Here is a 25,121-nt window from a genome sequence, read left to right as displayed (position 1 = left end):
ACTTTAATTGAGTGTTTTGCTTACTGTTTATCGAAGAGCCTCTTTATAAGTACTCTAAAAATCACGTTATTGCGAGGCACGAAGCAATCTCTAAGCTATACAGAGCAGCTCTGTAACTCGGGAATTGCTTCGTTCGCAAAGACGATATTTTGCCATTGAATTTAGATACTAAAAACTACTCCAAGTCAGCCCTGCTATGCTGTGCCGGGATCTCTACATTTTTGAAGCCTTTTTCTTTTATCTTTTCTGCAAAGTTTTGCTGTACATCGTATTCGCCATGCACCAGGAAGATCTTTTTTACTTTGGCCGGATCCTGATTGGATATGAAATGCAGCAGATCTTCATAGTCGCCGTGGGCGCTCATTGATTTGATAACTTCCACCTCGGCCTTAACCTCATATTGCTCACCAAATATATACACCTCGCGTTCGTGGCGCATCAAGTGCCCGCCTAACGAATTGGGTTCGCAATAGCCTACTATTAATATGGTGTTCTTTTGGTTGCCGATGTTGTTCTTAATATGGTGCTTCACCCTGCCCGCCTCGGCCATACCCGATGATGAGATGATTACGCAAGGACGCGGGTCGCTGTTCAACGCGATAGATTCTTCGGTTGATTGCACAAACCGCAGCCCCTTAAAAGCGAAAGGATTGGCATCTACCTTTAATACCTCGTTCACATTATTATTGTATACTTCGGGATGGTCCATTAATACACGGGTAGCTTTTTCAGATAACGGACTATCCACAAAATAAGGTAGATCAGGTAATACGCCTTTTAATTCCAACGAATTTAACGCATACAATAACTCCTGCGTACGCCCAACGCTAAACGCGGGGATGATCACTTTACCCTTCTTTATCTCGCAGGTTTGTTTGATTATTTCCAGTAGTGCATCCTCAATTGGCGCAAGGTCTTTATGCAACGAATCACCATAGGTAGATTCCAGCAAAATATAATCGGCCTGCGGAAAAGTTTCGGGGCTTTTAAGCAGCATATCACCATAGCGGCCAACATCGCCGCTAAAAGTAATGCGGGTTTCCTTGCCGTCTTCCAGCACGGTTAAATGTACTGCCGCGCTGCCCACCACGTGCCCGGCATCGGTAAACTGAAACTTTACACGCGGGGTTATCTCATGTTCTTCGTGGTAATCTACAATTTTAAATAAGCGCAGCGCTTCCATCACCTGTTCTTCGTTGTATAAAGGTTCAAGCAGTGGCTGCCCTTTACGCTGCCTGTGGCGGTTGCTGTATTCGGTATCCTGCATTTGTATATGTGCCGAATCCATCAGCAGTATCCGCACCAGGTCCATAGTGGGTGCGGTGCAAAATATTTGTCCGTTAAAGCCTTCGGCCACCAGGCGGGGTATTAAACCGCAATGGTCAATGTGCGCATGCGAGAGGATCATATAGTCCACATTGTTCGGGTTAAAACCAAAGTGCTCATTCATATCTTCGGTTTGCTCGCCCATGCCTTGAAACATGCCGCAATCAAGCAATATACCGGTACCATCATTTAAACGGATCAAATGTTTACTGCCCGTAACGTTGCGCGCAGCACCATGAAAAACTATGTGCATATATTATTTTTAAGCTGTGTAATATCAAACTAAATTGAGTGATAAAAGTTCATTATAAAAAATAAACTAAAAAATTAGTTGCAAATATCATTTATAACTAATACCTTAGTTCAACAATCACTAACAAACCAGAAATTAAGCCGGTACAATATGGAATTTAAAGAATTAACAAGAGCGGAAGAACAGATTATGCAGGTATTATGGCAGTTGGGAAAGGGGTATGTTAAAGATGTACTTGAACTTTTGCCCGAACCAAAGCCTGCTTACAACACGGTATCAACCATTATCAGGATACTGGAAACTAAAGGATTTGTAGATCATGAGGCATTCGGCAAAAGCCATGAGTATTTCCCGGTGATCAGCAAGGAGCAGTACCAGGATTTCGCGTCGGACAAGTTGCTGAGCGGATACTTTGATAATTCGGTTAACCGCATGCTTTCTTTTTTTGTGAAGAAAGAAAAGATTGACCTGAAAGAGGCCGATGAGATTATGAAACTGATTGAAAAACTAAAAAAATAAAATAGCAATGACCTGGTGGCAATATTTATTACTGGCAAACCTGTATCTGGTATTATTTTACGGGTTTTACGCGCTGCTGCTTCGCAAAGAAACATTTTTTCAGCTTAACAGGATCTATCTTGTGGCGGCAGCTTTGTTATCGTTTTTGATACCGGCCATTCAGGCCGACTGGGTGAAGAATTTGTTTATTACCCGGCAGGTTAAGTATGTTATTTATAACAGCCCGGTATTTACCATAAAAGCGCCGCAAGTGCCCGATACCCAACTTATGATTGGCGATGTGCTGGGCATGCTATACGGGGCAGGCGTGGTCTTCCTTATTATAAGGCTTGCATGGCAGCTCATTAAGCTTAACCGCATTATAAAACAGCCGGAAGCTGCTACTTCTTACTCTTTCTTTAACAAGATAAAGCTGAGCGAAACCGTGCACCATGATGATGCCGAAGCCATTACATCGCACGAGGAAGTACATGCCAAACAATGGCACTCGGTAGATGTGCTGCTGATTGAGCTGATAATGATCTTCAACTGGTTTAACCCGGTGGTATACCTGTACCGCAGCGCCATTAAACACATACACGAGTTTATTGCCGATAGCCGCGTAATTGCAACCGGTATTGATAAGGCCGGTTACGCCATGCTGCTATTAAAACAAACCTTTAATAACCCTTCACATACCTTAGTAAACCCATTTTTTAATCACAGCCTTTTAAAACAACGAATTATGATGTTACAGAAGAACAGATCGCAGCGCATAAAGCTCATAAAATATGGGTTATCAGCACCCCTGTTTGCCCTCATGCTTGTACTTTCATCGGCAACGGTGAACGAGAGCAAAGCCGTAGAAACCATTAATAAAACAGCCGAACAGGTATTTGCCACACCGGCAACGCCTGTGGTTATATCGAGAATAAGGTCAGTTAATAACGATGTTGCCAAGGCTGTTTTAAAAGAAATAGATAATGCCCGCGAAAACGCGGTAATGCCCGCCACAGTAATGGAAAAAGCAATAGTATCTGAAAGACAAATGCAGACTGTTGACACCGTGCCCGATAGAAAAAGTGAAATATTTACACAGGTTGAAGAACCGCCTCACTTTCCGGGCGGAATGGAAAAACTGTACCAGTTTTTAGGTAAGGTTGTAAATTATCCGAAAGCTGCTGTAGAAAAAAACATACAAGGTAAAGTAATAGTAAGCTTTATAGTGGAAGACGATGGCCAAATAACCCATATAAAATCGTTAAGGGCACCGAGCCCGCTACTTGCTGCCGAGGCGGTACGTGCCATGTCGTTATCACCTAAGTGGTCGCCGGGCGTGCAAAACGATCACACGGTGAGGGTACAGTATACTATGCCTATCAATTTTACACTAACTGATGCCGATGGCGGTAAAAAGGTTAACAAAACAACCAAAAAAGCTGTCGTTATAGATCCGAAAAAGATAAAAGGCAAAGTAAGCGGTATAGTTGTAGTGGGCTATCCTGCAACTCCCGACTCTTTAAGTAAAAGTCTTAGCAACGTTGTTGTTAGAGGATACAAAACAGATGGCACCAAAGCTACTTTAGATGATGTAACCATTACCCTTAACGGTAAGGAGATCACTAAAAAAGAAATGGACGCCCTTGACCCTAAAACAATTGCCAGTATCGATATTACTAAAGATGCCGAAAAGAAAACCGGCGAAAAAGGATACAGTACCATAGCTATTACCACAAAAAAATAAATACCAAGGCTTCAACCAAACCGCGAGCCCGCTGCACTGTGCAAGCGGGCTTTTTTAATGAAATGACAGTACAGGTAAAACGATAGCCATAGCTTTGCGTTAGCAAAGCAACCTTATGGCAAACATACTGCATGTACTTAACGGCGACTCTACCTGGAACGGGTTTAAACAAACCGGTATTGATGGCGATACGCTTATTTGGCGCGAAGTTTTTTCGGAAGGGCCATTGTTTAATGACGTTAGTTCGGCAGCCTTTTGGGAAGCACGTAAAGCCTGGATAACCGAAACATTTAATACCACGCCCGAAGCTTATCAGCACGATGTGGTAGACCAATTGGGTAAGCTTAATGAACCGTATGATGAGATCAACCTGTGGTTTGAATTCGATTTACATTGCCAGGTGAACCTGCTTGGGGTGATGATGCTACTGGAGCAAATGACCAACATGTCGGCCCCGGCGGTTTACCTGATCAGTCCGGATAGCTTCCCGGGTAAGGATGACTTTGCCGGCATGGGCGAGCTCAATGGCAGCCAGCTGGAATTCTTGTACGATAACATACGTGTGCAACTTACCGAATACGATTTTTCTTTAGCTACCGAGGCTTGGCAAACCTACCTGAGCGGCAATGCCGCGCTGTTAACCGAATGGCTGGATGGCATTAGCTTTTGGGGTAACCTGCACCTGTTGGGCCCTGCCCTGCAAGCACACCTAAAACGCCTGCAACTTAATAAAAGCGGGCTCAATTATATTGAGCAAAAGCTGGTTGGTATTTACCACAGCGGCATCACTACCAAACCCGAAATTTATAAAGCCTTTTGGATAGCCGAAAAAATATACGGCATGGGCGATACCGAGCTGGACATTTACCTTGATAGCCTTGGTAAACGTAACCTTATTTAATACGATGCCGCTATGGCAGGCGTACGGTCACTTTCGTTCTTGATGCGGTCGAGCGCGGTAACTATGTAGAGGTAGTTTTTACCCTTTTCGGCCGTGGTATCGGTATAGAACAAATCGGTACTGTACTGTATCTTCAGTATGTTCTTCGGATCGTTCAAATCTGTCTTTTCGCCTTCATCAAACCGGTAAACCACATAACCGAATACCGGTTCTTTATCCTCTGCCGGCAAAGGCATTTGCCATTTAAGATAGATGCCGTTAGCCCCACCCTTGGCCGTTAGCTCACGCGGGGCGTTAGGCGGAATAGAATCGAGCCAAAGCATTGGTGGCGGCAAAGCCGGATGCTTATAATAATTATTTTTAAGCGAATCGGTAAAGCCAAGCGGATTGCTCAGCAAGGAGTTGGAGCTGAAGTATACACTGCCCTGTACCCGTGGGTTCTCGCGCAGGTATTGTATTTGCGACGGCAACTGGTTAGGATCGCGAAAGGCGGCCAGCTTGCGTTCAAGAACCCTGTAAGCCGCTATACCGATATATAAGTGCCTGTTATAGGTATTATCGCTCCACCAATCCAGCAGCGTATCAAACGCCGCCGATCGGTTGCCTATTTGCCAATATAGTTGCGGGTTGATATAATCTATCCAGCCCTCCTGTACCCATTTACGGGTATCGGCAAATTGCTCATAGTATGATGAACCGCCATGTGTTTCTGATCCTTCGGGGTTTTGCCCTTTGTTGGCCCATATCCCAAACGGACTGATCCCAAACTTCATGCTCGGCTTATGCTTGTGAATGCTATCGCCCAGCATTTTTATTAGTTGGTTCACGTTATCGCGGCGCCATTCTTTAATATCGGTAAAGTTACCGCCATATTTGGCGTAAGCGTCGGAGTCGTTGATGCGCTGCCCGGCAATTTGGTAGGGATAAAAATAATCATCAAGATGGATGCCGTCCACATCATAATTATCCACCACGTTCAATATCACACGTACTATATATTCGCGCACTTCGGGTATACCCGGATTAAACAATTTGATACCGCCATATATAAAAAACCATTCGGGTTTCAGCTTGGTGATATGATCGCTGGCCAGGGCCGCGAAGTTACCGTCAAACGTGGCACGGTAAGGGTTGAACCAGGCGTGCATCTCCATGCCGCGTTTATGAGCCTCGGTAGTGGCAAACTCCAGCGGATCAAAATCCGCCCCCGGTGCCTGTCCCTGTTTACCGGTTAAATATTTTGACCATGGCTCAAAACTTTTAGCATAAAGCGCATCGGCCGCAGGCCTTACCTGTAGCATAATGGCGTTTATACCCGTTTTTTGGTGCGCGTCTAACTGGCTTAATAATTCTTTTTTCTGCCTGTCGGGCCCAATTCTTGAGCTCGATGGCCAATCAATATTTACTACGGTAGCAATCCAAACACCCCTAAACTCGCGCTTGGGTTCCGGCTTGTAAGCATCCTCTATATCTATTTGGCTATCAGGCTGTGCCTTGGTGGTAGCAAAGGCAAACAGCAGTATCAGCAGGGGTATAAGCTTTTTATATAAATGCATTAATAAATCGGTTTATTGAGCAGGTGCAAAGATATAAACTCATTACAATGCCCATTTATTATTACCAATAATAATTGCCTGCATTTTGTGTTTAACCATATTGTACTTACTTTAGCAGTGATACAACGCTATATTTTAAATTAAAAAAATTATTACCGTTTATCATATTTCTGTAGTTTTTACGTATATATTATACCTATAAGGCTTGTATTAGCTATTATTTTTACCACAAAAAGAGTTTATAATGGAGAATAATTATCAACCTGAGCAGCAACCGGCTAAAAGAAATTCAAATGTAATTTACTTTCTTATTATAGTTGTGATAGCTCTGCTGGGAACAGATGTTTACCTGTACCTGCAAAAAAACAAGTCGGACACTAAGATAGTATACCAAAACGACGAGAAGACCCGCTTACAAACCGAGCTTGACAGTCTGGAAGCACAAATTGAGCAGGTAAACAGCGTTAAAACCAAAATGACTGCCGAATTGCAGGCTAAAAACGATTCGCTGGTAGCCAAGATCAGAACCTTACGGGTAGCGCTGGCTAAGGGGAAACTAACTAAAGAAGAGCTTGCCAAAGCACAGGAAGACGTAAAACAACTGCGTTATTTCGTTACTAAATATACCGCCGATATTGAGGAGCTTAAAAAACAAAACACCTCACTGATCACCGAAAGGGATACTTTAAAAACCAACCTGCAAACTGTTAGCGAAAAAGCTACTACTCTTGAAAAACAAAACCAAGACCTGAGTGCTAAAGTACAGGAAGCATCGGCCCTTAAAGTGGCTACATCTGAAGTAATTGCATATAAAATAAAAAGCAGCGGAAAAGAATCTGACGTAACTAAAGCTAAAACGGCTAAAAAATTGAAGATCAGCTTTACACTCGCGGCCAATTCTGTTGCTGATAAAGCACTGCATGATGTATATGTACGCGTGATAGATCCATCGGGCAACCTGTTAACCCAGGATGACTCAGGTAACTTTACTGCCGATGCCCAGGAGCAGCAATACACCTACAAAACATCTATCGACTTTAGAGATGACGGCAGCGCCTACACTATCGACTGGATCAACCCTGCCCCGTTCACCAAAGGCAATTATACCGTGCTGCTTTACGCCGATGGTTTCACTATGGGTAAAACAAGCATCACATTGAAATAACAGCTTCGCAGAAGCTAAAGCGATTCGCAAAAAAAGAAGAAATCCCAACTTTATCAGTTAACGCTGTATAGTTCGGGATTGCTTCCTTTTTTGTAGAGATATTTTGATATCCTCCCAAACAAAAAGGCTGAATAACAAGGTGCGTTGCAGTCCGTTATTCAGCCTTTAAAATCAATATTAAAACCTAACTTACTTTACTTCCGGTGCTTTAGGCAACACTTTACGCGGAATCATATCCTTGCGTTGAGCCGTGTTGTAAACAAATGAAGCGACGATGGTTGCTGCTTGTTTCAGGTCGTCTTCAATCAGTTTATCAAAGGTATCCATATTGGTGTGGTGGGTGCGGGTACCGTAATCTAACGGATCTTGTATGAATTGGAAACCCGGGATTCCCAGCGCGTCGAACGAAAGGTGATCTGTTCCGCCGGTATTGCCTGCGGTAACGGTAGCCGCGCCAAGGTCCTTAAACGGATCGAGCCAGGTTTGGAAGATCGGTCCGGCAGCCGAATCGCCTTGCAGATAGATACCACGGATTTTTCCTGTACCGTTATCTAAATTATAATAAGCCGATATTTTACTTTGCTCCGGTTTAAGCACCATTGTTTTAGGATCGCCAAGGTGGTTAAGCACATAGTTGCGTGAGCCATGTAAACCCTGCTCTTCCGAACTCCAAAGCGCTATGCGAATGGTGCGTTTCGGTTTAAAGCCAACGGCTTTTAAAATACGCATGGCTTCCAGCATTACCGCGCTGCCCGCCGCGTTATCAGTAGCGCCGGTAGCAGCATGCCACGAATCGAGGTGACCACCTATCATTACTACCTGCTCTTTCAGTTTTTTATCGGTGCCCGGTATTTCGGCAACTACGTTATAACCTTGTAGGTCATCAGTAAAGAATTGGGTTTTTATATCAGCTTCGATCTCTACTTTTTGCCCGCCTTTTATTAAACGCAAAATGCGCAGGTAATCTTCGCCGCTGGTTTCCAGTTCGGGAGCTACGGTTTGCGCGGTATCGGCATACGACGCGCCGTTGGTGGTAAATACCGTTCCGTCAGATCCGCGGGACATGCTCAAGATCAGGCCTGCATTTTCATTTTTCAGGAAAGTATTGATAGCAGTACGCATAGCCCTTGCTTTACGCATAGCTGCAAATTGCGGCGAATTGGCAAAATCTGCCGGGCGTTGTTGCTGACGGCTTGCCTGCGGTTTGGTATTGGCCATGGCAGTTAAGGCACTATCAGTATAGCGGGTTGCATCGGCCTTAAAGCTTTGTTTAATAGTGATGGCCACATCAAATATTACCGCTTTGCCTTGCAGTTTGCCTTTGTATTTATCTAAATCGGTAATAGTATCGGCCTTAATTAATATTACTTCGCTTTTCAACAGGCCGTTGGTGCCGGGTGTCCATGCTTTTGGTATGGCTATAATGGCATGATAGTAAGGTACGGTGATGGCGGCATAGTTCTTTTGCACTTCCCAGCCTTTACCAAATTTGCCCCATGGTTCGCGTTTAGCGTTTGCCATTCCCCATTTGGTAAGCTGGCCAACAGCCCATTCCTGCGCGCGTTTTAAACCGGGTGAGCCTGCCAATCTTGGGCCGGATACATCGGTAAGATAAAAAGCGGTTTCCATAACCTTGGAGTTTTTCAAACCCTCTTCACGAATTTTTTGGGTCATGGCGGCATCCACGGGTTCCTGTGCATACACAGAAGTGCCTATGCCTGCTAAAAGAAGGCACGATAGGAGTAAGTGTTTTTTCATTTGTCAGTCAGTTAAAAATGATCAGTTGCTCAAATCTATCCAAAAATAAACTGAGTAACAGGTTTTAACAAAGTTGTTACAGGTGGCATAATTGAGTTATATTTGGGTATGAGTTCCTACAGATTGGATAGAACGGCATTTAAAGCACATACAGCTAAAGAGGCCTCGGATTATCATGCAGAATATTATAAGACATTGACATGGCAGGAACGCATGCGGATAGCTAATTATTTAAACAGTGTAGCGTACAATTATCCTGAAAATGAACCGCCGCGTTTAGATAAAACAGTGTTTAAAGTAAGAGCCAGACCTGATACCAACAATGCTAAAAACAGATAGCCATGCTGAAATACGCCATCCCCATTTTAGCCTCGTTAAATGAGGACGAAACGGTGAAATTCTACACCGAAGTACTGGGTTTCACGTTTCACTCCGGTTGGGAGGGATATTTGATATTTAGCAGAGAGGGCGTACAGATTCACCTGTGGCCATGCCAAAACCCAGACATTCCTAAAAATACGGGCTGCTATGTAAACGTAACGGAAGTTGATGCTTTGTACGAAGAATATAAAGTGCACAACATCATTCACCCGAACGGCGCGCTAACCGATATGCCATGGAATATGCGTCAGTTCTCGATATTGGATAACAACGGTAACATTATCCATTTTGGTGAAGACATTGGCGAGGATGACGAAGAGTAATGCTCTATAGTCCTGTCATGCTGGGGAACGAAGCATCTACCACAGGCTTAGCAGCGCGAAGACGATTCTTCACTGCGTTCAGAATGATAGCGGGTATATAGTGGTAAAGGAGTGTTCTTTCTCCACCTGTCATGCTGAGGAACGAAGCATCTGTCGCATGCTTAGCTGCGCGAAGAAGATTCTTCACTGCGTTCAGAATGACAGGAAGGGAGATGCCGAAATAGGCTATGTGTTAGTTAATCAATAACTTATACCCCCTGCCGTGCACATTGATGATCTCCACAGTCGGGTCATTCTTTAAATACTTGCGGATCTTGCTTAAAAAAACATCCATGCTGCGGCCGTTAAAGTAGTTATCATCGTGCCAGATGTTCAGCAGGGCTTCTTCGCGGGTAAGTACCTCGTTTTTACGGATGCAGAGTAAACGCAGCAATTCGGCTTCTTTGGTTGAAAGCTTTTGCTGGTGTTCGCCTATGTTGATCTGCTGGGCTTTATAATCAAAATCGTACTTGCCTATTTTAAACTGGGTTTGTTGCTCTTCGGCTTTTTTTTCACTGCTTTCCGACCGCTTCAACAACGCGTTAATACGCAGCAGCAGTTCTTCAATACGGAAGGGTTTGGTAATATAATCATCGCCGCCGAGGTTGAAAGCCTGTGTTTTATCCTCTATCATACCCTTGGCGCTGGCAAATATAATAGGCACATGCTCGTTGATCTTGCGGATATCCTTACCCAGGGTAAAGCCATCCTTTTTCGGCATCATTACATCCAGTATCACCAAATCGTATATTTGTTTGGTGAACGCGCGCAAACCTTCATCGCCATCTTTACATAAAACCACGTCAAACTTGCCTTTTAGTTGCAGGTAATCCTGTAACAGTAAACCAAGATTGGGGTCGTCTTCAACAAGCAGTATTCTCTTCATCAGGGGCTATAAAAGGTAATTAATTATGGATCAGGCTAAGTTAAACTTAAGTTCAAACTCTGAGCCCTTTTCTTTTTCAGATTTAACGCCAATGGTGCCGTTAAGCCTTTTTACTATCGTATTCACATAACTTAAACCAAGCCCAAAGCCCTTCACATCGTGCAGGTTGCCGGTAGGTATGCGGTAAAATTGTTCAAATATTTTTGCCTGCTGTTCGCGGCCCATGCCTATACCCTTATCGGCTACCTTAATAATAATGTGGCCGCTTTTATTGGTAGTGGTAATGGTTATTTCGGGCGGCTGGTTGCTGTATTTAATAGCATTATCCACCAGATTATATATCACGTTAGAAAAATGGAGCTCATCGGCAATGATCATCGGCCTTTCGGCATCGAGGTGTAATATGGTTTGGGCTTCGCATTTTTGCAGCTTAAGCGCCATGCTATCCAGCACCACGCTGATCATCTCATTTACGTCGAGCGGTTTGGTATCCAGCTTAAAGTCGTTCTTTTCAATACGGGCAATGTTGAGCACCCTTTCAATATGGCTGCCCAAACGAAGATTCTCTTCATATATAATATTGGCCAGGCGCGATACCCGGCTTTTATCCTCCGTTATTTCATCATCTTTTAAAGCCTCGCTGGCAATCATGATGGTTGATACCGGGGTTTTAAACTCGTGGGTCATGTTGTTGATGAAGTCGATCTTCATTTCAGATACCTTTTTCTGTTTCAGTATCGAAAATATGGTATACCCGAAGCAGAAGATCAGCACCAGCAATAAACCGGCAGTGGTACCCATGCTGGCCGTCATGCGGCTCAATATTAAGGAGTTTTTTTCGGGGAAAGCGATCTTGATCTTCCCCGGGTCGTTAATTACCTCGTTACCGAAGATAGAGGTTTGATAAGTATTGGCCTCGATAAATACCGGTTTGGCGCCGCCCTGCATATCCATAGCATTGGCGAATATCAGCGAGTCGCTGTTGGCGGTAAGCACCTCGTAGCTAAAGGGCAGGTATATACCTTTATTATGCAGCTCAAAACGCAGCAGCGAATCAATCCAAAAAGGGTTAACACGTTTATTAAGCGGCTCGCCCGATTTGCTGTATTCTTCGGCAAGGTTTTCAATAACGTTGGGTTTCTTTTTGCCGGCCTGCTGTTGCGCCAGGTTCTCAATAGAATCGGCCTCCAGTAATTTCTTTACCTGTTGCAACTGGCGCTCTTTACGCAGGCGCTCCTGTTCCAGTTTCCACTGCGGATTAATACGCGGGTATGATATTACCTGTTGGCCAAATTGCGGATCGGCATAAGTAAAATGCAGGGTGTCGTATTTTTTAGGCCGGCCGAGTCTTTTGGCTTTCGGCTTCAGTGTGCGCACCACTTCGGGTATCATACGGCCATGTACCTCGCCATACTCATCGGTAAACTCCTCAATACGGATCCTGAAATTTAACGATCCCTCTTGTGTAAGGGCGTCCATCTCTTCATCCATTTGTTTTTGCATCACCATGCGGCGCAGGCTATCGCGCAATAAAGCCAATTTGCGCTGCCGCGGCGAAAGTTTTCTTTTGATGGAATTTTCGTTAAACGGTTTATGGTTTACTGTTATCTGCGTTTTTTGCGTAGTAGTGGTAATGGTAGTTATGGCATCGTGCAACGGGGTTACCGATGTGTAGGTGCGCTGTGCCTTATTATTCAAAAAGGTCATGGCATCCTGCTTGGCCACTTTGCTGGCTACTTTACCCAAGGCCTCGTTAACATCGCGGTCGAAAAGTTCCGACTGCATAATGTACGATTGGCGCAGGAAATAGAATTGCATAGCCATTACGCCCAATAGCGCAAACCCCATCAGCCCAATAATCAATCTAATGCTTCTCTTCTTCATCCTTTCAACAAAAATATTTTAAATAAACGCATAACCATCGCTTTTAACAATTTTTAACAATTTTAAAAAATCATTTAACATCTTGGTATTTAGTAGTTTGGTATTTTTGATAATTGTAAATACTTAAATCACTAATCATGAAGAAACTAATATTAAAACCGTGCTTCGAGAGCGTGTTCGCTTTAAGCATCATCAGTATTATGTGCCTGCCTCCGTTGGTGCTTGCACAAAATAAGAAGGAAACAGTAGTAAAGAAGAATATTGATATAAGTATTACCGATGGCGACACCGTTATAAACGGTAAAAACCTGAAAGACCTTAAAGGCAGCGACCGCGAAAATGCCCTGCGCGATTTGCAGGAAACCAGCCGTAACATCGCATTTGATATTATTAAAGATAATAGCGGCAGAGGGCAGGTTTTTGTTCAGCGCAGCACCACTAACGATAAAAACGGCAACCGCCGCATTATTATCAGGAGCGGTGGCGATACCGACAATGAACTGGCTATGGTTACCGACCGTGTGATTTATAAAGACAGCCTGGGCAAAGTAATAGAACTGCGCAGCGGTAAACCCGGCGACAAAAAAGAAAACTTCGCGTTTAATTATAAAATGAACAACGGGTCCGACAACCAGGTGTTTTTACGCCGCGCGTTTGATGGCTTTGACGTACGCAATACGCAAAACTTTAACTATACCAGTACCGATAATGATGGCATAAGCACTCATATCAGCTATAGGGTAAGTGACGCTTCAAAAGAAAAGGTTACCAAAATTGCAGGTGTTGATAAAGCGGAGCTGGGTCTGAAAGACCTTAACCTTTCGCCGGAGTTTTCTACAGGAAAAACAACCTTGACCTTTAACCTGCCGACGAAAACAAATGCCGAAGTACAATTTAAGGATAGCGAAGGCAAACTGCTTTGGAGCGATAAGGCTAACGCGGGCGCTTTCAGCAAAACATTTACCCTGGCTTTAAACGGTATATACTACCTGCAAATTAAACAAGGCGCCGCTACTGCGGTAAAGCGAATTGTTAAGGAAGATTGATAGGATTAAAAATCGCTAAGACAATGCTCTTTGCATAATAAGCTACCTATAAGTAAACTCAATATATATGTAAAAACCCCTTTCTTGTGTGTCAGAAAGGGGTTTTCTTTTTATATCTGTAAATGTTTTTATTAAAATGGCAGATCGTCATCATCCGGGGCTGCGCTCAGGTCAACCGGTGGGGCGTATTCAGGTGTAGCGCTTGCGCCGGCACCGCTTAATACGTTAACTTTCCATAACTGCAATGAGTTAAAGTATGATTTTTTACCCGTTTTATCAGTCCACGGGCGACCTTTTAAATTGAAGAATACTTCAACGTCATCACCTGTTTTAACAGTGTCAAGCAGGTTGCAACGATCTTGTATAGCTTCAAATTTAAGGTATTCAGGGTATTGCGGGTTCTCTACGTATTCTATTATCAGTTCTCTCTTTTTTAGCGAGTCAGTAACCTGTACGGTTGGTGACACTTCGTGTACTTTGCCTTTGATGTCCATAACTACAAATATATTAAAATGTAAAGTTAATGGTAACAAATTAAAATTGAGGTGTATTTAATTCATAAATTCGCAGAAATATTATGCAAGTTTTCCACAACGAAAGTAAAATCATCATAACCTGTAACAAAAGGTTATCGCCCTACCTGCAACAAGAAGTTGAGGAACTGGGCTTTACCCCAACCCGCGTTTTTCAAACCGGTGTTGAGTTATTAGGTACTGTTACCGATTGTATACCGCTCAACCTTAACCTGCGCTGCGCAAGCCAGGTGCTGTACTCATTAAAAACATTTACCGCAAATGATCCGCAGGAGTTGTACGACAACCTGGTTGAGATTGAGTGGGAATTACTGATAGACTTTGCCGGTTATTTCTCGGTAACGTCAAATGTTAATAACGAGCATATCCGCACGCCGCTTTTTGCCAACGTTAAGGTAAAAGATGCCATTGTTGACCGTATTAAAAAAGTAAAAGGCATCAGGCCTAACTCGGGTGCCGATAATAATAAAACCGTAGTGCACCTGTACTGGCAGGATGATAAGGCCGAAGTATTTATAGATACATCGGGCGAAACACTGGCTAAACACAGCTACCGTAAAATACCGGGCAAAGCCCCAATGCTGGAAGCGCTGGCCGCATCAACCATTATGGCTACCGGTTGGGACAGGAAGAGCACCTTTATTAACCCTATGTGCGGTTCGGGCACGCTGGCTATTGAGGCGGCCCTGCTGGCTACTGATAAACACCCGGGCCTGTTCCGGATGAATTATGCCTTTATGCACATTATGGGTTATGATGAGCAGGTGTTTTTTGTAGAGCGCCGTAAACTGAAAGATAAAGCGAAGAAAGAAACCGGCTTTAAAATTATAGCTACCGACCTCTCTGCCGACGCGGTTGAAATTGCACGCCGCAATGCCAATACCGCCGGTGTAGAACATTTGATAGATTTTAACGTTTGTGATTTTGCGGATACCGAAGTACCCGAGCAACCGGGCGTAGTAATGTTTAACCCCGAGTATGGCGAGCGTTTAGGCGTGCACACCAAGCTGGAGGCTACCTACAAACGTGTGGGCGACTTTATGAAACAGGATTGCAAGGGTTATAAAGGATATATATTTACCGGTAACCCCGATCTGGCTAAGAAGATAGGGCTGAAAGCATCGCGCAAAATTGAATTTTATAATGGTAAGCTGGATTGCCGTCTGCTCGAATACGAGCTATACGATGGCAGCAAACGCGAACCGAAAGCAGAAGAATAAATGAGAAAAATAATAATTGCTATTTGTATCCTCCTGGCATCACGCGCAGCAATGGCGCAGCAGGAACTCGCCTTCCCGTTTCAGGGAGGCAATAAGGTAATGGGCAAGTTTTTTAAGGATAGCCTGATGGTTACGCCCGAGATTATAAAAAAACGGGCTACCGGTACAGCTGTATTTAAGTTTACTGCCGATGAAAAAGGCAGCATCAAAAAAATAATAATTTATTATGCCGATGATTATGTGCTTACCATACCTATTATAGAGGCCTTAAAAAGATCGAACCATAAATGGATCATCCCTGATAAGGAAAAAGTACACGACTTTATTTTGCCGTTCTCTATCAACTTTATTCCGCCGCCAACCGGGGCTGATAAGGTAGAGAAAGAAGCTTATGATTATTATGTAAAGCGTAAACCCATCATGTCATTTGATCAGGTTCCGCTGGATATGGCAACGCTGTTGCCTACGGTAACTATTAATTATAGCTTGAAGTAAGCACACTATCAGTTTTCGATATTCAGACTTACGAAGTTTTAAAAACTTCGTAAGTCTTTTTTTTGTTCCCACCGCCGTCGCTCCGGCTCCAGCCGGGTGACAACTATCCCACGACCTCCGGCCGTTCTAAGTAAGACATCGCTATACTTTATACACATCTGCAAAGTGCTTAATATGTTTTTTGCAAGCACTTCGCTTTTATCACATAATAACTTTACTTAAGCCGATTTAGCTAATTATTGTACATCTATATTCACAATTTCTCGCTTATTATCAATGTATTATAAATTATTTGTACATAAAGTTATTATTAAAAAATCCGTGCTTGAAAATTTCTCGTTAGTACTGCAATTAATACGCGATGAGACTATGAAAGATTCACTGAGCCTTAAGATAAGAAGTGTTGCAGCTAACATCAGGAAACAGCGTGAGTCCAAAAACTACACACAGGAGTATTTGGCAGCCAAGCTGAAGATATCGCAAAATGCATATAGTAAAATTGAACTGGGTTATACGAAAATAACCCTCGAACGACTTTTTCAAATTGCTGACGTGTTGGGCGTAAGCAGTATAGATCTTATAAATATTGATCAGTTTGAGGCAGCGTAGTTAACGCTGTTTCAAACTGCTATATTTGCCTGATGTTGACACAAGAGCAGGCATCACTAATAGAAAAAACGAAAGCGTTTGTACGCGATACGCTTCAAAATGCCGAGGGCGGCCACGATTGGTGGCACATTAACCGTGTTTGGAATAATGCCAAACTAATAGCCCGCGGCGAGCAAGCCAATCAATTTATTGTTGAATTAGCAGCTTTGCTGCATGATATTGCCGATGCCAAATTTCATGGCGGTAATGAAGATATTGGTCCGCAAGTGGCCGGCGACTGGCTGAGCAGCATCCATGTTGATGAAGAAACGGTGCGCCATGTTCAGCAAATTATAAGGTATATGTCGTTCAAGGCCAGTTTTGGTGAGCAGGTGTTTAGTTCGCCCGAAATGCTGATCGTTCAGGATGCCGACAGGCTGGATGCCATTGGTGCCATAGGTATAGCGCGGGCATTTAGTTACGGAGGTTTTAAAGGCAGGGCAATGTACGATCCTGAAATAAAACCCAACCTCAACATGAGCAAAGAGGAATACAAAAATACCACAGCCCCAACCATCAACCACTTTTACGAAAAGCTTTTGCTGCTGAAAGATAAAATGAACACCAACACCGGCAAAGAATTAGCACAAGAAAGGCACGCCTTTATGGAAAGCTACCTGCAACAGTTCTTTTTAGAATGCGGAGAAGAATAAACGGAATAAAAGAAAATAAAAGCCGGTTAGCAAAAACTAACCGGCTTTCTTATAATACTCAAGCAGGAATCTTATCTCCTGATTCTCAACTCTTGTCTCCTGATTCTTTACTCTTGTATCTCTCACTCCCCCTTGAGGGGGCCGGGGGCTTAATTGTCTCTTTCTTTTTCCTGGAAACTTTGCACTATCGCTATAGCGCCATCAACGGCATCGCTTAGGGTAGTTACAAAAGCGCCGGGTTGGGCCAGGCCAATTACATAGCCTACAGCCTCGGTATTGGTTAATCCTATCACCTCGAATGATTGAGATGGATTTACTTCCATCATACCTTCGGTCATCAGGCCGATGATATTCTCTTTGGTGCGGCCGCGGGTATGATTTTCCTGGCGTATAACAATATGATCAAACATGGTAGCCGCTAAACGGCCCAGTTCGCGCAGGTCATCGTCGCGCCTGTCGCCGGTACCGGCTATCAGTCCAATTTTTTGAGGCGAATCAACATGCTTTAAAAATTCCCTTACACCAATGTATCCATCCGGATTATGCGCGAAATCGATCATGAAGCGGAACTCCTTAAAATCGAAAATGTTCATCCTGCCCGGCGTTTGCGCAGCCGATGGTATAAAGGTTTCCAGCGAAATACGGATATCCTCGGTTTTAAAACCGCACAGGAAGGTGGCCAATGTAGCCGCCATCACATTATCAATCATAAACGGTACGGTGCCGCCAAAAGTTAACGGGATGGCAATAGTGCGTTGCACACGAATCTTCCAGTCGCCTTTAATAATGGTAATAAAGCCGTTTTCGTAAACGCAGGCAATACCGCCTTTTTTACAGTGTGCCTTAATTACAGGGTTCTTTTCGTTACGGCTAAAATAGGCGACATTGCAATGCGCGCGTTTGCCAATACGTACGCAATATTCGTTATCGGCATTTAATATACCCCAGCCGTCCGTTTTTACCGAATCAATAATTACGCTTTTAACACGGGTAAGGTCGTCCAGGTTGTGTATATCGGCCAGGCCAAGGTGATCTTCCTGAATATTGGTGATCACGCCTATATCACTTTTGCCAAATCCCAATCCCGAACGTAAAATGCCACCGCGGGCAGTTTCCAGCACCGCGAAATCAACTGTAGGATCTTTCAATATAAACTCGGCGCTTACCGGGCCGGTGGTATCGCCTTTCAGCAGCATAGTGTTCTGCACGTAAATACCATCGGATGTGGTGAAGCCCACTCGGTGCCCGTTGTTTTTTACAATATGGGCGATGAGGCGGGTAGTGGTCGTTTTACCGTTGGTGCCGGTTACCGATATAATAGGAATCCGTGCCGATTTACCTGCCGGATACAGCATATCGATCACATGCCCGGCCACATTACGCGGCAAGCCCTCGCTTGGCGCTACGTGCATACGGAAACCCGGCGCGGCATTTACTTCCAGTATTACACCGCCGGTTTGGGTTAATGGCTCGGTAAGGTTTTCGGCCATTATATCAATACCGCAAATATCCAGACCGATGATCTTCGAGATGCGTTCGGCTATAAAAACATTGTCGGGGTGCACATGGTCGGTAACATCTACCGATGTACCGCCGGTACTCAGGTTAGCGGTCGATTTTAAAAATACCGTTTCACCTTCCGGCGGAACGCTCTCTAAAGTATACTCCCTTTTTTCAAGCAGGTCTAAAGTGTCACGGTCGACAGATATTTCGGTAAGCACATTCTCGTGCCCGTAGCCACGGCGTGGGTCGGTATTTTCCTTGTCAATGAGTTGCTGTACGGTAAGCACGCCGTCGCCTTTAACATGGGCAGGTACACGCAATGCGGCGGCAACCATTTTATTATCTATCACCAGTACCCGGAAATCGTACCCGGTAACATAGCGCTCCACAATTACCCTGCGCGATATTTTGGCGGCAAACTCATAAGCCGCGATAGAGTCTTCACGGGTTTTTACATTGATACTGATGCCCCGGCCATGGTTACCATCCAGCGGTTTAAATACAAGCGGAAAGCCTACTTTACGTATCACCTCGTCAACCTGATCGGTCGAGGAAATGGTCATGCCCTTGGCAACAGGTATAGCTTGTTCCTGTAACAGTCGCTTGGTCTCTTCCTTGTTGCTGGCAATATCAACTGCGATGCTGCTGGTTTTTTCGGTCATGGTGGCGCGAAAGCGTACCTGGTTTTTGCCGTAGCCCAGTTGTATCAGCGATTGATTGTTCAACCGGATCCACGGGATATCGCGCGCTATGGCTTCATCAACGATGGATCCGGTGCTTGGGCCAAGGCGGGTGTTCTCGCGTATTTCGCGCATCTGCTGTATGTCGTGCTCCAGATTATATTCTTCGCCATCAATTAAAGCCTGCGCTATACGAACGGCAGCTTCGGCAGCATAAACACCTACTTTTTCTTCAATGTAGTTGAAAACAACATTGTAAATGCCGGTGGTTTTGGTTTGGCGGGTGCGGCCAAATCCGGTATCCATGCCTGCCAGGGTTTGAATTTCGAGGGCGATGTGCTCAATAACGTGGCCCATCCAGGTACCGGCAATTACGCGCTCAAAAAAGCCGCCCGGTACGCCCGGCGAGCAGCGGTGCTCGTATAATGAGGGAATGAGTGCTTTCATGCGTTCATAAAACCCCGCAATTTCATTGGTGGGTTTATGCTCAAGCTCCTGCAGGTCTAACCGCATTTGAATTAATTTTTTACGTCTGATGCTCCATATGTTAGGGCCGCGTAACACTTGTATATTCTCAATCTTCATAAGTAAGGTGCCGGAGTGTGATTTTTTGTTCCTAAAACTAAGAAACGTAACAATGGAAAGAAACTTTTGATGTGCAAATCCGTCACTTTTTTAAAAATACCCTATTGTTTCTGAGCTATTTTATCTTAATTTGTATTAAGCGATATAAAATATGGGTGTCCCGAAAGGTAAATTGATCATAATAGGCGGTGCAGTTGATATGGGCAGCAACATAAGCGCCCAGGAACATATAATGCAGCCCAATTATATCAAGTTTTTTGAAAAGGGGATATTAAGGCGCATTATCACCGAATCTGCCAATCATGAAGCATCGGTAGTGGAGGTAATTACGACTGCCTCGCAAATTCCTGAACTGGTGGGCGATGAGTATATCAAATCGTTCGGGCAGTTGAATGTTACGCATGTAAATGTAATGCACATTAAAAGCAGGGAAGATGCCGGCCGCAAAGAATACCTCGACCGCCTTAACAAAGCCGATGTAGTGATGTTCAGCGGGGGCGACCAGCTACGCCTTACCGCTATTTTTGGCGGTACCGAGTTTTTGCAGATTCTGAAAAGGCGTTATCAGAAAGAGCATTTCGTGATAGCCGGTACATCGGCAGGCGCGGCCGCGGCTTCCACTCACATGATCTACCGCGGGCAAAGCAACGAGGCCCTGGTAAAAGGCGAAGTACAAATTACCGCCGGACTGGGTTTTGTTGACGGCGTTATTGTAGATACCCACTTTGTACAGCGCGGCCGCATAGGCAGGTTACTGTACGCGGTAGCCAGTAACCCCGGCATATTAGGCATAGGTTTGGGTGAGGATGCAGGTTTGCTGATCACCGAAGGCAGTATGATGGAAGCCATTGGCTCGGGCCTGGTGATATTGGTTGACGGTAAATCAATGGTTGAAACCAATATATACGATGTAGAAATAGGCGACCCGGTATCTATCGAGAACCTTAAAGTGCACGTAATGTCTATATTTGATAAATACGATTTGCAACAGCACAGGCTGTTAATAAAAAAGGCCATAAAGGTAGAGGATGGTGTATTCCTGAACATGCCCGGCAATGACGATCTTTTACAATGATCGTATCATAAAAAACACAATCGTCCGTTATAAACTAATTGTACCCAAATGAAGTTAATTATCCACGGCGGTTTTTTCAGCGAGTCGCAAACTAACCAGGAGGTTAAACAGGCCAAGCAAAATGCTTTAAAGGAGATTGTAGAGGCCGGTTATAAATATCTGGAAACCCATACTGCTCTCGAAACTGTGGTACGCACCGTAGGTTTGCTGGAGGATTGCGAACTGTTTAATGCCGGTACCGGTTCCCAAATACAAAGCGACGGTAAAATAAGATTGAGCGCCTCCCTCATGGATGGCAAAACCCAGCGATTTTCGGGCGTTATCAATATTGAGGATGTAAAGAACCCTATTTGCATTGCCGAAAAATTATTGGCTTATGAAGACAGGGTGCTAAGCGGCAAAGGTGCGCAGGATTTCGCGCGCGAGAACGGCTTTAAATATTACAGCCCCGAAATACCGCAGCGCCGTAAGGAATACGAAAAAAAATTAAGTGACTCTATCCGTTTAGGTACCGTTGGCTGTGTGGCGCTTGATGTTTACGGCAACATTGCCGCAGCTACATCAACAGGCGGAAAAGGCTTTGAAATACCCGGACGCGTGAGCGATTCGGCAACTACTGCCGGTAATTACGCCAACGCTTTTGCAGGTATATCATGCACCGGTGTGGGTGAGGATATTGTAAGCGGATCAATTGCTACTAAGATAGTTACACGCGTAAGCGATGGTTTTTCGCTGCATGCGGCATCTGATAAAACCCTCGACGAATTAAAACCGTATAATGGCTTCGCGGGCATAATCGGTATTGCTGCCAATGGTGATATTTACCACGACGATACCCATCCCTACATGGTTTGGGCATTGTGCGACGGCGAAACCGAGGTGTTTGAATAACCCGCGCAAACTATTGTATATCTGGTAATTAATAATTATGTTTGAGTACCAGTTAATTTATTAAACCCGGGCAAATAAATACATGAAATATTTTGTACTTGTTCTCTTTTGTTCAATAAGTTTTTCGGCATCGGCACAGTGGTGGAGGATTGGCCCTTTAAAGGGGAAGCGCTTTCCGCCTATAGCTAACACGACAAACCATTCCGTTGAAAAAATAAAGTTTGAGGCCGTATCGTGCCCCAAAATCATAAGCAATGAGTTGATAAGCTGGTACCGCCTTAATATGGCCGAGTACAAAACCATGCGTAATGCCCAGCATAATATGCGCTTTAGGGAGTACAGCACGGCAAGCTATAACTTTAGCGATCTGGCAAATATTTATATCAAACAAAACCGCCTTTCCGAAGCCAAATGGTACCTGTTGCAAAGCATCCTGATATCGCGCCGCGAAAATAACAGCAGGCATACCCTTGCCAATTTAATAAGCCTTGCCAATGTTAAAATTGATATGGGCGATGTTAACCTTGGCCGACAGGATTTGTTGGAAGCCAGGCAGATAGCCAGCAGTAACGGTTGGAAGGCAGATGAAAAAGTAATAGTTAAAAAGCTGGAAAGCATACAGGGAATTAACTCGCAAGCCCCCAAAAGCGAATTAAAGTATGCCGACAATGTTGACCCGGTTGCAAAATCAAAGTAGTAATAATTATACTTTTTTGTAACAATAGCGTAAAATGCCGAGTCATATACAATACAAGTAAAACATTATCGTAATATTGTTATTCAATTAATAAGTAGATGGACAGCATAATATGCTGTCTTTTTTTACATTAGCAAATAAATAAAAAGAGGCACAAGTATTGATGTTGAACATAAACCTTGAATTAAAGACGGTAAAAGATATGCTAAAGAAACTATATGTAGTGTTGGTGGTTAGTGCTGCGCTTGCCTGCCAGGCCTCTCCCTCTAAACCGGCGAAAGTAGCCGGCTCTAATGATCTGCAACCAGATGAGCAGCAAAGCATAGTGGCCAAAAAAGTGGCCGAATTGATATCAAAATACAATTATAAGAAGGTAACCCTTAACGATTCTATCTCAACAGAGGTGTATAACCGTTACATCAAATCGCTTGATGTTAACCATAATTACCTGCTGGCATCTGACATAAAAGAGTTTGAAAAATATAAAACCGTTTTAGATGACGACCTGAAAGCTGGTAACCTGGCCAATGTATTCTACATTTTTAATGTGTACCAAAAAAGATATAACGACCGCATTAAGTATTCGCTTACGCAGATCAATACCAATTTTGATTACAGCAAAAACGAAACGTTTACTTTTGAGCGCGACGACTTGCCCTGGGTAAACAGTGAAAGCGAAATGAACACCCTTTGGGGCGAACGTGTAAAATACGACCTGCTTAGTTTAAAGGTAGCCAATAAGGATATGGCTAAAAATAAAGAGGTACTGAAAAAGCGTTATGATAACCTGTTGTCGCAATCGAACAAGCTGACTAATCAGGACGTATTCCAGATCTTTATGGATGCCTTTACTGAAGCTGTTGATCCGCATACCAATTACTTTAACCCGGCCAATGCCGCTAATTTCAATATTGAAATGTCGCGTTCGGTACAGGGTATAGGTGCATCACTATTGTCAGAGAACGAGTATGTAACTATCAAATCGGTAGTACCGGGCGGTCCGGCTGATAAAAGCAAGCAAATTAATGTTGACGACCGCATTGTAGGTGTTGCACAAGGCAAAACCGGCGAGTTCCAAAACATTGTGGGCTGGAGAACGGAGAACGCTATTTCGCTTATCCGTGGAACTAAAGGTACAACTGTACGTTTAGAGATCTTACCGAGCGGTGTGAACACTTCAAGCAAGCCTAAAATTGTTGAAATGGTGCGCGAGAAGATCATCCTGAAAGATCAATCGGCCAAAAAAGAAATAAGAACTTATAATAGCAATGGTAAAACATTTAAAGTAGGTATCATCTCTATCCCGGCATTTTACCTTGATTTTGATGACTACCGCTCAGGTAACCCTAATTACAAAAGTACCACTCGCGATGTTAAACTGATATTGGATACCCTGAAACAGGAGAAAGTAGACGGTGTAGTGATCGATCTTCGCCAAAATGGTGGTGGTTCATTAACCGAAGCTATTGAACTTACCGGCTTATTTATTAAAACAGGCCCTGTTGTACAGGTAAAAGACGCTGCCAGCCAAATTGAGGTGAATGATGATGAAGATCCAACGGTAACCTACGCTGGTCCGCTATTGATCAATGTTGACCGTTTCAGCGCTTCGGCTTCCGAAATTTTCGCCGGCGCTATACAAGATTATGGTCGTGGTTTAATTGTGGGTACTCAAACCTATGGTAAAGGTACTGTACAAAGTGCTATCAATTTAGATAAAGTAATAGGTAATTCATTGGTTGATAAGGTTGCTAATTTGGCAGGTAACAAAGCAAAAATAGCAGGTAATGGCAGCCAAAATACTTATGGGCAGTTAAACCTTACAGTTGCCAAGTTCTACCGCATCAGTGGTGGTTCAACCCAGCACAAAGGTGTGTCGCCTGATATTGATTTCCCATCGGTTATTCCGTTGGATAAATATGGTGAAGATACTGAACCATCGGCATTGCCTTATGATGTGATCCCTAAAAGTGCTTATACCAAGGTTGGTGATTTTGCAACCGTATTGCCCGAGCTTAAAAAGCTGCACCAGCAACGTATGGCAAAAAGCGATAGCTACAAATATTTGTTGCAAGACATCGCGGATTTTAAAAAGCACGATGCTGAAAAAAGCGTAACGCTTAACGAAGCGCAGTTTAAAAAGGAACGCGACGAAGATGAAACTACTGCCTTTGAGCGTGGTAACAAACGCCGTGTAGCTATGGGCTTGCCTCCGCTTAAAAAAGGACAAACAAGGCCGCGCAACGAAGATTTGGATTTTATTAAGGTTGAGGCCGGACAGATCCTGATCGACTACATCAATTTAGATAACAAGTTTACTTCAGTAATGAAGTAAGCGTAGCTACAAGCATATTTAACAGATCCCGGTTCGGAAACGAAGC

General features: G+C 43.9%; 22 protein-coding genes. 15 read left to right on the top strand and 7 right to left on the bottom strand.

The features are described from left to right. Nucleotides 1–175: 175 nt before the first annotated feature. Entirely contained in the window at nt 176–1,579 is a 1,404-nt protein-coding gene (locus ABD894_RS21630; protein WP_345213166.1) for an MBL fold metallo-hydrolase RNA specificity domain-containing protein, read from the bottom strand. A 150-nt stretch (nt 1,580–1,729) separates the two neighbouring features. Here ABD894_RS21630 and ABD894_RS21625 point away from each other — a divergent pair, with 150 nt between their 5' ends. The 3 genes from ABD894_RS21625 (at nt 1,730) to ABD894_RS21615 (ending at nt 4,722) form a co-directional block, all read left to right on the top strand. Next, a complete protein-coding gene (locus tag ABD894_RS21625) occupies nt 1,730–2,098 on the top strand; it encodes a BlaI/MecI/CopY family transcriptional regulator (protein ID WP_345213165.1) in 369 nt (122 codons plus the stop codon). Between the two features lie 7 nt (nt 2,099–2,105). Further along, nucleotides 2,106–3,821 carry a TonB family protein gene (locus ABD894_RS21620; protein WP_345213164.1) on the top strand — a complete coding sequence of 572 codons (1,716 nt, stop codon included), beginning with the start codon at nt 2,106–2,108 and terminating at the stop codon, nt 3,819–3,821. A gap of 115 nt (nt 3,822–3,936) precedes the next feature. Next, nucleotides 3,937–4,722 (top strand): DUF1835 domain-containing protein, encoded by a 786-nt coding sequence (locus tag ABD894_RS21615; protein WP_345213163.1) that lies wholly within the window; start codon nt 3,937–3,939, stop codon nt 4,720–4,722. Here the strand turns inward: ABD894_RS21615 and ABD894_RS21610 are convergent. Continuing rightward, the gene (locus ABD894_RS21610) at nt 4,719–6,278 is read right to left on the bottom strand and encodes a glycoside hydrolase family 10-like protein (protein ID WP_345213162.1); all 1,560 of its coding nucleotides are present in this window, start codon (nt 6,276–6,278) and stop codon (nt 4,719–4,721) included. The two genes, ABD894_RS21615 and ABD894_RS21610, sit on opposite strands and share 4 nt — an antisense overlap. A gap of 244 nt (nt 6,279–6,522) precedes the next feature. Here ABD894_RS21610 and ABD894_RS21605 point away from each other — a divergent pair, with 244 nt between their 5' ends. Then, nucleotides 6,523–7,443: a hypothetical protein gene (locus ABD894_RS21605; protein WP_345213161.1), complete on the top strand. Its 921-nt coding sequence runs from the start codon at nt 6,523–6,525 to the stop codon at nt 7,441–7,443. A 189-nt stretch (nt 7,444–7,632) separates the two neighbouring features. Here ABD894_RS21605 and ABD894_RS21600 read toward each other — a convergent pair whose 3' ends face one another. Beyond that, nucleotides 7,633–9,201, bottom strand: a complete 1,569-nt coding sequence (locus ABD894_RS21600) for a M28 family metallopeptidase (RefSeq protein WP_345213160.1) — start codon at nt 9,199–9,201, stop codon at nt 7,633–7,635. Nucleotides 9,202–9,309: 108 nt separating this feature from the next. Here ABD894_RS21600 and ABD894_RS21595 point away from each other — a divergent pair, with 108 nt between their 5' ends. Then, on the top strand, nt 9,310–9,540 hold the full coding sequence (locus tag ABD894_RS21595; protein ID WP_345213159.1) for a hypothetical protein: 231 nt from the start codon (nt 9,310–9,312) through the stop codon (nt 9,538–9,540). Between the two features lie 2 nt (nt 9,541–9,542). Next, nucleotides 9,543–9,905 (top strand): bleomycin resistance protein, encoded by a 363-nt coding sequence (locus ABD894_RS21590; RefSeq protein ID WP_345213158.1) that lies wholly within the window; start codon nt 9,543–9,545, stop codon nt 9,903–9,905. A gap of 232 nt (nt 9,906–10,137) precedes the next feature. Here ABD894_RS21590 and ABD894_RS21585 read toward each other — a convergent pair whose 3' ends face one another. Next, nucleotides 10,138–10,830 carry a response regulator transcription factor gene (locus ABD894_RS21585; protein ID WP_345213157.1) on the bottom strand — a complete coding sequence of 231 codons (693 nt, stop codon included), beginning with the start codon at nt 10,828–10,830 and terminating at the stop codon, nt 10,138–10,140. Between the two features lie 30 nt (nt 10,831–10,860). Beyond that, complete coding sequence (locus ABD894_RS21580) at nt 10,861–12,714, bottom strand: sensor histidine kinase (protein ID WP_345213156.1); 1,854 nt, start codon at nt 12,712–12,714, stop codon at nt 10,861–10,863. Nucleotides 12,715–12,851: 137 nt separating this feature from the next. Here ABD894_RS21580 and ABD894_RS21575 point away from each other — a divergent pair, with 137 nt between their 5' ends. After that, a complete protein-coding gene (locus tag ABD894_RS21575) occupies nt 12,852–13,760 on the top strand; it encodes a T9SS type A sorting domain-containing protein (RefSeq protein ID WP_345213155.1) in 909 nt (302 codons plus the stop codon). A 131-nt stretch (nt 13,761–13,891) separates the two neighbouring features. On the opposite strand, the gene ABD894_RS21570 is transcribed toward ABD894_RS21575, so the two are convergent. Further along, a complete protein-coding gene (locus ABD894_RS21570) occupies nt 13,892–14,254 on the bottom strand; it encodes a DUF3127 domain-containing protein (RefSeq protein ID WP_345213154.1) in 363 nt (120 codons plus the stop codon). Between the two features lie 83 nt (nt 14,255–14,337). Between ABD894_RS21570 and ABD894_RS21565 the strand changes: the two genes are divergently transcribed. The 4 genes from ABD894_RS21565 to ABD894_RS21550 all read left to right on the top strand — a co-directional run bounded on the left by ABD894_RS21565 (nt 14,338) and on the right by ABD894_RS21550 (nt 17,309). After that, entirely contained in the window at nt 14,338–15,513 is a 1,176-nt protein-coding gene (locus ABD894_RS21565; RefSeq protein ID WP_345213153.1) for a THUMP domain-containing class I SAM-dependent RNA methyltransferase, read from the top strand. After that, nucleotides 15,514–16,008 carry a hypothetical protein gene (locus tag ABD894_RS21560; protein ID WP_345213152.1) on the top strand — a complete coding sequence of 165 codons (495 nt, stop codon included), beginning with the start codon at nt 15,514–15,516 and terminating at the stop codon, nt 16,006–16,008. It abuts the gene before it with no gap. Nucleotides 16,009–16,377: 369 nt separating this feature from the next. Continuing rightward, on the top strand, nt 16,378–16,617 hold the full coding sequence (locus ABD894_RS21555; protein WP_345213151.1) for a helix-turn-helix domain-containing protein: 240 nt from the start codon (nt 16,378–16,380) through the stop codon (nt 16,615–16,617). A gap of 32 nt (nt 16,618–16,649) precedes the next feature. Then, nucleotides 16,650–17,309: an HD domain-containing protein gene (locus ABD894_RS21550; RefSeq protein ID WP_345213150.1), complete on the top strand. Its 660-nt coding sequence runs from the start codon at nt 16,650–16,652 to the stop codon at nt 17,307–17,309. A 149-nt stretch (nt 17,310–17,458) separates the two neighbouring features. Here ABD894_RS21550 and cphA read toward each other — a convergent pair whose 3' ends face one another. Next, nucleotides 17,459–20,077, bottom strand: a complete 2,619-nt coding sequence (gene cphA, locus ABD894_RS21545) for a cyanophycin synthetase (protein WP_345213149.1) — start codon at nt 20,075–20,077, stop codon at nt 17,459–17,461. 151 nt (nt 20,078–20,228) lie between these two features. Between cphA and ABD894_RS21540 the strand changes: the two genes are divergently transcribed. From ABD894_RS21540 to ABD894_RS21525, 4 genes are all read left to right on the top strand, one after another. Continuing rightward, nucleotides 20,229–21,152 carry a cyanophycinase gene (locus ABD894_RS21540; RefSeq protein WP_345213148.1) on the top strand — a complete coding sequence of 308 codons (924 nt, stop codon included), beginning with the start codon at nt 20,229–20,231 and terminating at the stop codon, nt 21,150–21,152. A 48-nt stretch (nt 21,153–21,200) separates the two neighbouring features. After that, nucleotides 21,201–22,043, top strand: a complete 843-nt coding sequence (locus ABD894_RS21535) for an isoaspartyl peptidase/L-asparaginase (RefSeq protein ID WP_345213147.1) — start codon at nt 21,201–21,203, stop codon at nt 22,041–22,043. An 82-nt stretch (nt 22,044–22,125) separates the two neighbouring features. Beyond that, the gene (locus ABD894_RS21530) at nt 22,126–22,740 is read left to right on the top strand and encodes a hypothetical protein (RefSeq protein ID WP_345213146.1); all 615 of its coding nucleotides are present in this window, start codon (nt 22,126–22,128) and stop codon (nt 22,738–22,740) included. A 202-nt stretch (nt 22,741–22,942) separates the two neighbouring features. Beyond that, nucleotides 22,943–25,075 (top strand): carboxy terminal-processing peptidase, encoded by a 2,133-nt coding sequence (locus tag ABD894_RS21525; protein ID WP_345213145.1) that lies wholly within the window; start codon nt 22,943–22,945, stop codon nt 25,073–25,075. The last annotated feature ends 46 nt before the right edge of the window (nt 25,076–25,121 follow it).

It is taken from the genome of Mucilaginibacter gynuensis (assembly GCF_039541195.1).
Taxonomy (GTDB): Bacteria; Bacteroidota; Bacteroidia; order Sphingobacteriales; family Sphingobacteriaceae; genus Mucilaginibacter; species Mucilaginibacter gynuensis.
The sequence above is the reverse complement of the archived record's forward strand: the minus strand, read 5'-3'. Positions and strand labels throughout refer to the sequence as shown.